This is a genomic window from Rhodovarius sp. (genome assembly GCF_040399605.1).
In the GTDB taxonomy this organism is placed as follows: domain Bacteria; phylum Pseudomonadota; class Alphaproteobacteria; order Acetobacterales; family Acetobacteraceae; genus Rhodovarius; species Rhodovarius crocodyli_A.
The window spans coordinates 1-7,333 of sequence record NZ_JBBARU010000117.1; the positions used below are offsets into that span (position 1 = coordinate 1).

General features: G+C 65.2%; 7 protein-coding genes. 2 read left to right on the forward strand and 5 right to left on the reverse strand.

From position 1 onward, the window contains the following. Positions 1-36 precede the first annotated feature (36 nt). The gene (locus tag ABWP84_RS17610; protein ID WP_353213331.1) at positions 37-1,323 is read left to right on the forward strand and encodes a hypothetical protein; all 1,287 of its coding nucleotides are present in this window, start codon (positions 37-39) and stop codon (positions 1,321-1,323) included. Positions 1,324-1,369: 46 nt separating this feature from the next. On the opposite strand, the gene pgmG is transcribed toward ABWP84_RS17610, so the two are convergent. The 5 genes from pgmG to ABWP84_RS17635 form a co-directional block, all read right to left on the reverse strand. Then, positions 1,370-2,779 (reverse strand): phosphoglucomutase/phosphomannomutase PgmG, encoded by a 1,410-nt coding sequence (gene pgmG / locus ABWP84_RS17615; RefSeq protein WP_353213332.1) that lies wholly within the window; start codon positions 2,777-2,779, stop codon positions 1,370-1,372. Continuing rightward, positions 2,779-4,092, reverse strand: a complete 1,314-nt coding sequence (locus tag ABWP84_RS17620; RefSeq protein ID WP_353213333.1) for a UDP-glucose/GDP-mannose dehydrogenase family protein — start codon at positions 4,090-4,092, stop codon at positions 2,779-2,781. Before ABWP84_RS17620 ends, pgmG begins: the two co-directional genes overlap by 1 nt. 26 nt (positions 4,093-4,118) lie before the next feature. Further along, positions 4,119-4,988: a UTP--glucose-1-phosphate uridylyltransferase GalU gene (gene galU, locus ABWP84_RS17625; RefSeq protein ID WP_353213334.1), complete on the reverse strand. Its 870-nt coding sequence runs from the start codon at positions 4,986-4,988 to the stop codon at positions 4,119-4,121. Between the two features lie 107 nt (positions 4,989-5,095). After that, positions 5,096-5,761, reverse strand: a complete 666-nt coding sequence (locus ABWP84_RS17630; protein WP_353213335.1) for a hypothetical protein — start codon at positions 5,759-5,761, stop codon at positions 5,096-5,098. Beyond that, on the reverse strand, positions 5,761-6,462 hold the full coding sequence (locus ABWP84_RS17635; protein WP_353213336.1) for a VWA domain-containing protein: 702 nt from the start codon (positions 6,460-6,462) through the stop codon (positions 5,761-5,763). The genes ABWP84_RS17630 and ABWP84_RS17635 overlap by 1 nt, the downstream gene beginning before the upstream one ends. A gap of 128 nt (positions 6,463-6,590) precedes the next feature. Between ABWP84_RS17635 and ABWP84_RS17640 the strand changes: the two genes are divergently transcribed. After that, the coding region (locus tag ABWP84_RS17640; protein ID WP_353213337.1) for a hypothetical protein at positions 6,591-7,333 on the forward strand (743 nt) is incomplete at its 3' end.

The window sequence follows — 7,333 nt, forward strand, 5'->3', positions numbered from 1 at the left end:
CCATCGCCCTGGCCGCCATCGTCATCTTCTGGATCAATGAGTCCTGAGCCTAGCAATGCCGGGGCGGATAACCTCTACGAGCTTATCATCACCACCTCGGATGGCAGCCTGCGCAGCTTGGCGCAGCCCCTCACCATCGCCGTCACCGATGTGAATGAAAGGCCGAGCGTCACCTCGGCGGCATCGGCAAGCTTTGCCGAGAACGTCATCGGCACCGTCTATACCGCCACCGGCACCGACCCTGATGTGCCCACCACCCTGACCTATACTCTGGGCGGCATGGATGGGGGCCTATTCGACATCGACAGCAATAGCGGTGCCGTGACCTTCAAGGCGGCGCCCAATTTTGAGCTGCCGGGTGATAGAGGTGCGAATAATGTCTATGATTTCACCGTCAGCGCTTCCGATGGTGCGCTGATCAGCCCGGCCAAGGCCGTGGCCATCACCATCACCAATCTGAGCGAGGCGCCCAATATTACCTCGGCGGCCGCGGTGAACTGCGCCGAAAACGCCACCGGCACAATCTACACCATCACCGGCTATGATCCGGAGGGCATGGCAGTCACCTTTGCGCTGGGTGGGGCGGATGCGGGCCTGTTCAGTTTCAACAACACCTCGGGTGCGATCAGCTTCAAGGCCGCACCCAATTTCGAGAAGCCAGGCGATGCCGGGGCGAATAATGTCTATGACCTCACCATCACTGCAACCGATGGCGGGCCGAGCACCGCGCAACAGGCCCTGGTCATTTCGGTCACCGATATCCTTGAATTCTCCGTCAAGCAGGGCAGCAGCCCCGCGGCCGAGATCGAGGCCGTGGCCTATGACGGGCCCGTGCCGTGGGTTGAGGTGCAATTGCCGATGGTGGGGAGCCAGGCGCTCAACATGCGCGGCCAGGATATCGTGATCGGCACCAGGGTGGCCGATTTCATCAATGCCGGTGCGGGTGATGATGCGGTCAATGCTGGTACCGGCGATGATGTCATCGATGGTGGGTCGGGGTCGAATTTTCTCACCGGCGGTGCTGGGGCGGATAGCTTCTTCGTTGATGGGCGGGCGGCCGCAACCGCCAGCACCTGGTCGACCATCGCCGATTTTCAGGCCGGGGATCGCCTGGTGATCTGGGGCAATCAGCCCGGGGTGAGCAAGTTCAATTGGGTGGCGAGTGCGGGAGCATCCGGCTACCAGGGTGCCACCTTGCATTGTGACCTGGATGGCAATGGGCTGGTCGATACCTCGGTCACTTTCTCCGGCCTGACCCAGGCGCAGTTACCCACGCCCGGCTATGGCTCGGTCGAGGGATATGATTACATCTTCATCGGCTGAGAGGATGATGCGGCGTTTCCGCCGCAATGCATCGCGCACCCAATACCTAATGCCCGGCATTCTCGCCGGAGAAATCCGGCACTTCGAGGCCGGAGGCGATGATCTGCGCCGCCAACGATGCCTTCAACCGCTCCAGCCCAGCCTCAGTGCTGGCCTCGGCGCGGGCGACCAGCACGGCCTGGGTGTTGGAAGCGCGCAGCAGCCACCAGCCATCCTCGGTCAAGACCCGCACGCCATCGACGGCCTGCACCTCGGCACCTTCGGTGGCGAGGCGGGCCTGCACCTCGCGCACCACCTCGAATTTACGCTCCTCGGCGCAATTGAAGCGCAGTTCGGGCGTGTTCAGCACCTGGGGCAGGGCGCGGCGCATATCGGCCAGTGATTCGCTGGTGCGGCCGAGGATGCCCAGCAGCCGCACGGCGGAATAGGGCGCGTCATCAAAGCCGTACCATTTATCGGCGAAGAAGGTGTGGCCCGACATCTCGCCGGCCAGAGGGCTGCCGGTCTCGGCCATTTTCTGCTTGACCAGCGAATGGCCGGTCTTCCACATCAACGGCACGCCGCCGGCCTTCGCCACCTCATCGAAGAGCACCTGGCTGGCCTTCACATCGGCGATGATGGTCGCACCCGGGTGGCTCTTCAGCACGTCGCGCGCCAGCACCACCAGCAATTGGTCACCGAAGAGCATATGCCCCTCGCCATCGACCACGCCGATACGATCCGCATCGCCATCAAAGGCAATACCCAGATCGGCGCCCAGTTCGGCCACTTTGGCGATGATCTGCTCGAGGTTCTTCAGCACCGTGGGGTCGGGGTGGTGGTTGGGGAAATTGCCGTCGATCTCGCCATTGATCACGGTGTGCTCGCCGGGCAGATGCTTCACCAGCATTTCGGTGATGGCGCCGCCCGAGCCATTGCCCGGATCCCACACCACCTTGAGGCCGCGCGCACCGTCATAATCCTGCACCATGCGCGCGACGTAATCGGCCGCCACATCCACGCTCTTCTGGCTGCCCTGGGCCTCGGGCACCACATCGCCGCTGGCGGCCATGGCGCCCAGTGCCAGAATATCCTTGCCGAAGAATGGCTTCTTGCCGAGCATCGATTTGAAGCCATTGTAATTCGGCGGGTTGTGGCTGCCAGTGACCATCACCGCGCCATCGGTGGAAAGCGCATAGGCCGCATAATACAGCATGGGCGTAGGGCAGAGGCCCACGCGCAGCACCGCCATGCCACTCGCCATCAGGCCGCGCACCAGCGCATCTTCCAGCATGGGCGAGGAGAGCCGGCCATCATAGCCTACCGCCACCTTGGTTCCACCGGCACGCGCCACCACGCTGCCGAAGCAGCGGCCAATGGCGAAAGCGTCCTCGGCGCCCAGGCTTTCGCCGATAATGCCGCGGATATCGTATTCGCGCAGCGAGGTGGCATGGAACCGGTGGTGGAAAGCGGCCATCAAGGCCTCCCTATGCTGGAATAGGTGAAGCCCGCGGCACGCATCGCCGCGGGGTCGTAGACATTGCGTAAATCGAGCAGCACATCACCGCGCATCACCGCGCGCAGCTTCTCAGGCGAGAGCGCGCGGAACTCGTTCCATTCGGTCAGCAGCACCACCGCATCGGCATCGGCCGCGGCGGCCAGGGCGGTGGTGGCATAGGTTATGCCGGCGGGCAGCATGGGCTTCGCCTGTTCCATCCCCTCGGGGTCATAGGCGTGCAATTGGGCGCCGGCGGCGGCGAGTTCGGGCAGCACCACCAGGGCCGGGGCGTCGCGCATATCATCGGTTTCGGGCTTGAAGGTCAGGCCCAGAATGGCGATGCGCTTGCCCGCCACATCGCCACCCAGCGCTGCGATCACCCGTCGCGCCATGGCGAATTTGCGCTCCTCATTGACGGCGATGGTGGCCTCCACCAGCCGCAGCGGCGCGCCGAGATCCTGGGCGGTTCTGGCGAAGGCGAGAGTATCCTTGGGGAAGCAGGAGCCGCCATAGCCCGGGCCGGGATGGAGGAATTTTCGCCCAATCCGGCCATCAAGGCCGATGCCGCGCGCCACATCATGCACATCCGCGCCCGCACGCTCGCACAGATCCGCCACCTCATTGATGAAGCTGACCTTCATCGCGAGGAAGGAATTGGCGGCGTATTTGATGATCTCCGCCGTCTCCAGCGAGGTGGCGACAATCGGCGTCTCAATGAGATAGAGCGGCCGGTAGAGCCGCTTGAGGGTGGCCAGCGCGCGCTCGCCCAATTCGCCAGGCTCGATGCCGATCACCACGCGGTCGGGCCGCATGAAATCGGTGATGGCGGCACCTTCGCGCAGGAATTCGGGGTTGGAGGCCACCGAGATATCGGGCCGGATGGCCCGCACCAGGGCGGCGATCTTCGCCCCGGTGCCAACGGGGACGGTGGATTTCGTCACCAGCGTCAGCGGCCCCTGGGCGGCGCGGGCCACCTGCTCGGCGGCGGCGAAGACATAGGACAGATCGGCATGGCCATCGCCCCGGCGCGAGGGCGTGCCCACGGCGAGGAAGACGGCATCCGCCCCCGCTATCGCCTCTTCCAGCGTGTCGCAGAAATGCAGGCGGCCATCGCGGGCATTATCGGCCACGAGGCGGTCCAGCCCGGGCTCATAGATCGGGATCCGGCCCTCGCGCAGGGCGGTGATCTTGCTGGCATCGCTGTCCAGCAACCACACATCCACGCCGAATTCGGCAAAGCAGGCCGCGGAGACCAGGCCGACATAGCCGGCACCAACAATGGCGATATGCATGATCTATGCCCCTCGCCGTCGCCGGCTCAGCTATAGGTTTTGAGGAATTCACGCACCTGGGCGGCCATTTCCGGCCGCTTCAGGGCGAAGGCGATCTGCGCTTCCAGGAAGCCGATCTTGTCGCCGCAATCAAAGCGGCGGCCCTCGTAACGCACGCCATGGAAAGGCTGATGGCCTATCAGCTTGGCCATGCCATCGGTCAATTGAATCTCGCCACCAGCACCTTTTTCCATCTTGGCGAGATGGGTGATCACCTCGGGCATCAGCACATAGCGGCCGATGATGGTAAGGTTGGAGGGCGCCTCCTCGATAGGCGGCTTCTCAACCAGGCCCTTCACGCTGACAAGGCGGCCCATATCCTTTTCGATATCGATCACGCCGTATTTATTCACCCGCTCCATCGGCACTTCCTCGACAGCGACGACATTGCCACCGGTCTCACGATAGGCCGCGGCCAATTGCGCGGTGCAGGAGATGTCGCATTGCATCAGGTCATCGGGCAGCAGGATGGCGAAGGGCTCATCGGCGATGAAGCTGCGGGCGCACCAGATGGCATGGCCCAGGCCCAGCGGCACCTGCTGGCGCACCGTCATGATCGAGCCCGGCTCCTGCTGCTGGGCGCGCAATTCGGCCAATTCGCGGGCCTTACCGCGCATTTCCAGGGTGCGTTCCAGCTCATAGGCGACATCGAAATGCTCGACGATGGCGGTCTTGCCGCGGCCGGTGATGAAGCAGAATTGCTCAATCCCCGCGGCGCGGGCCTCATCCACCGCGTATTGGATGAGCGGGCGATCCACCACCGGCAGCATTTCCTTGGCGGTGGCCTTGGTGGCGGGCAGGAAGCGCGTGCCAAGGCCTGCAACGGGAAGGACGGCCTTTCTCAGCGGCTTCAGCATTACGCGCTCTCCTATTGCCAGGCATCTGTGCCATGGCCGGCGGTGGGTTGTCACTGGTTCTACATAACGGCGAATGAAGACCGATTTATGTCAGCCCGCCGGGCCGCTCAATCGCCGAGCAGAAAATCTCGCGCCGCGTTCAGCCGGGCGGCCTGCGCCCCATCGCCGCCGGCATCGGGATGCGCTTGCCGCATGGCCCGGCGATGGGCGGCGCGGATATCCACCGCCGAGGCACCTTCCACCAGCCCCAGCAATTCCAGCGCCGCCGCGCGATCCATGGGTTGCGCCGGCTGCCGCCAATCGGGCGCCACCCGGTCCAGCCAGGCCTCGAGCAGAGGAACGCTTTCCGGGTCCTCGGCCTGGCAATCGGCCAGCAATTCGAGCAGTTGCGGCAAGGTCAGCACGGCAAGCGACTGGCCGGTGAAGGCGCCGCGCTTCACCCGGCCGCGCATCTCGCCGCTGGCAAGGTCGAGCCGCATTTCCAGCGTGGCAGTATCCACCGCCGTCTCGCCCTCTGCCGCGCCACGGGAGAAGACCTGCTTGGCCTGCCAGCCCTTATACCAGCGCCACAAAGCCGGGCCGAAGAGCACCACGGGCGTAAATGCCAGATTGCCCCGGCCGGAGAGCACCAGCAGCGCCACCACCAGCAGCCCCAGCGCAGCACTGCCCACCACCAGCGCCTGCTTGGCCTGGCCCGGCGTGGCATAGGCAAAGGCGCGCAGCGTGGCATAGAGGAGCAGCAGCCCGCCAAAACCCACCACCAGCCACACCATCAGCGCGCGGGCCCGGGCAGTTGGGCCAGCATTCGCCGGGCGGCCTGGCCCGACAGCGCGGCCAATTGCTGGCGCCCGCCGGCGGCGAACACCGCCACGGCCCGCAGCAAATCACGCAGCGCCTCGGCACTGGCGGCATCGAAGGGCGCAAAGGCGCCGCCGGACACCCTGGCGATCTGGCGGAAGCCATCGGCGCTTTTCGGCTCGGCGCCCTCATGGAAGGCGAAGATGGGGGTGCCATGCAGGCCCATTTGGCCGGCGGCGTGGCAAATCGGGTCCAGAGCCTCCTCCAGCGCATCGCCCACCAGCACACAGGCATGGATGCGGCTGCGTTTGGTTTCGGCCAGGGCGTGGCTCAGTGCGGCGAGAATCTGGGTCTGCCCGCCCAGGCATTGCACCCCGGCCATGCGGCGGGTCAGCTCCGCCGCGTCGGTCAGGAAGGGGGTGGCGGCGAATTCCATATGGCCGCGCCAATAGGCCAATTGGATGGCGAGGCCGCCCACATCGCGCGTCGCCTGGAACATGTCGGCCATCAGATGGCACGCCATGTCCCAGCTCGGCTGACGGCTGGCGGTGGCGTCCATGAGAAACAGCAGCCGCCCGGGAGCGCCACCCGCCGGCTTCACAGGCAGGCTATTCACCCGGGCCAGAAAGGCGGCCACGGCGGCGCTGGCAGCAGGTTTGGCGGGGAGCTGGCTCATGATGCGTAGATGGTCACGCGGCCGGGGCTTCGCCAGGGTTGGTCTGCTGGCAGGCTTGCATTAGCCTGTTTCGTCACCTGCCGGAGAACTTGTCCATGCGCCTCTTTGCCCTGCTAGCGCTCCTATGCATGAGCATGGAGGTCCGGGGGCAGGACAACCCGGCCGTGGCCCAATTGCGCGCCCTGCTGGGCGCTGGCAACAGCCTGAGCTTTGCCCGCGCCACGCCCCTGCCCGGCCCTGCTGAGGGCGTGACGCTGCACGAGGTGGTGATCAGCCATGGCAGCGAGCGCAACACCATCGCCTCGCTCAGCCTCAGTGGCCTGCGCAGCAATGGGGTGGATAGCCTCGTGGCCCGCGATGTGGTGACGACCACACCCGATGGTCCTCTGCGCATTGGGCGGATCGCCCTGGGTGGTTTGGTGGCCTATCAGCGCACCGATGGCACCGCCCAGCAGGCTGATGACGTGAAGCTGCGTGAATTGCTGGTGGAGAATGTGACCATCCCCGGCCGCCCGGTCATCACCATCGGTCGGCTGGCGCTGAACGCTTACGGATCAGGCCAGTTGAGCCGGGGCGAGGTGAGCGATATCACCATGACAGATATTCCCGAGGACCCGATTGATGGCGCGAGCATTGGCCGCTTCAGTTTTTCAGGGATCAATCTGGCGGGGCTGGCCAGCGACGCGGTGGCGCAACGCGTGCCAGGCCGACAGGCGAGGGGAAGGCCCAGCCTGAGCCTGGACAATCTGGTGCTGCGCGGCCGTGGTGAGGTGCTGGCCTCCCTGGCCAATTTCAGCATCGAGGGTGAGGTCAATGACCAGGGCTCGGGCGAGGGCAGCGTGACCCTGCGCGGGCTCACGGCAGAGCCTAG

Excerpts from the sequence above, each read along its gene's own strand:
- ABWP84_RS17635 (WP_353213336.1), bottom strand. The coding sequence starts at position 6,462 with ATGAGCCAGCTCCCCGCCAAACCTGCTGCCAGCGCCGCCGTGGCCGCC.
- ABWP84_RS17620 (WP_353213333.1), bottom strand. The coding sequence starts at position 4,092 with ATGCATATCGCCATTGTTGGTGCCGGCTATGTCGGCCTGGTCTCCGCG.
- galU (WP_353213334.1), bottom strand. The coding sequence starts at position 4,988 with ATGCTGAAGCCGCTGAGAAAGGCCGTCCTTCCCGTTGCAGGCCTTGGC.
- pgmG (WP_353213332.1), bottom strand. The coding sequence starts at position 2,779 with ATGGCCGCTTTCCACCACCGGTTCCATGCCACCTCGCTGCGCGAATAC.
- ABWP84_RS17610 (WP_353213331.1), top strand. The coding sequence starts at position 37 with ATGAGTCCTGAGCCTAGCAATGCCGGGGCGGATAACCTCTACGAGCTT.
- ABWP84_RS17630 (WP_353213335.1), bottom strand. The coding sequence starts at position 5,761 with ATGGTGTGGCTGGTGGTGGGTTTTGGCGGGCTGCTGCTCCTCTATGCC.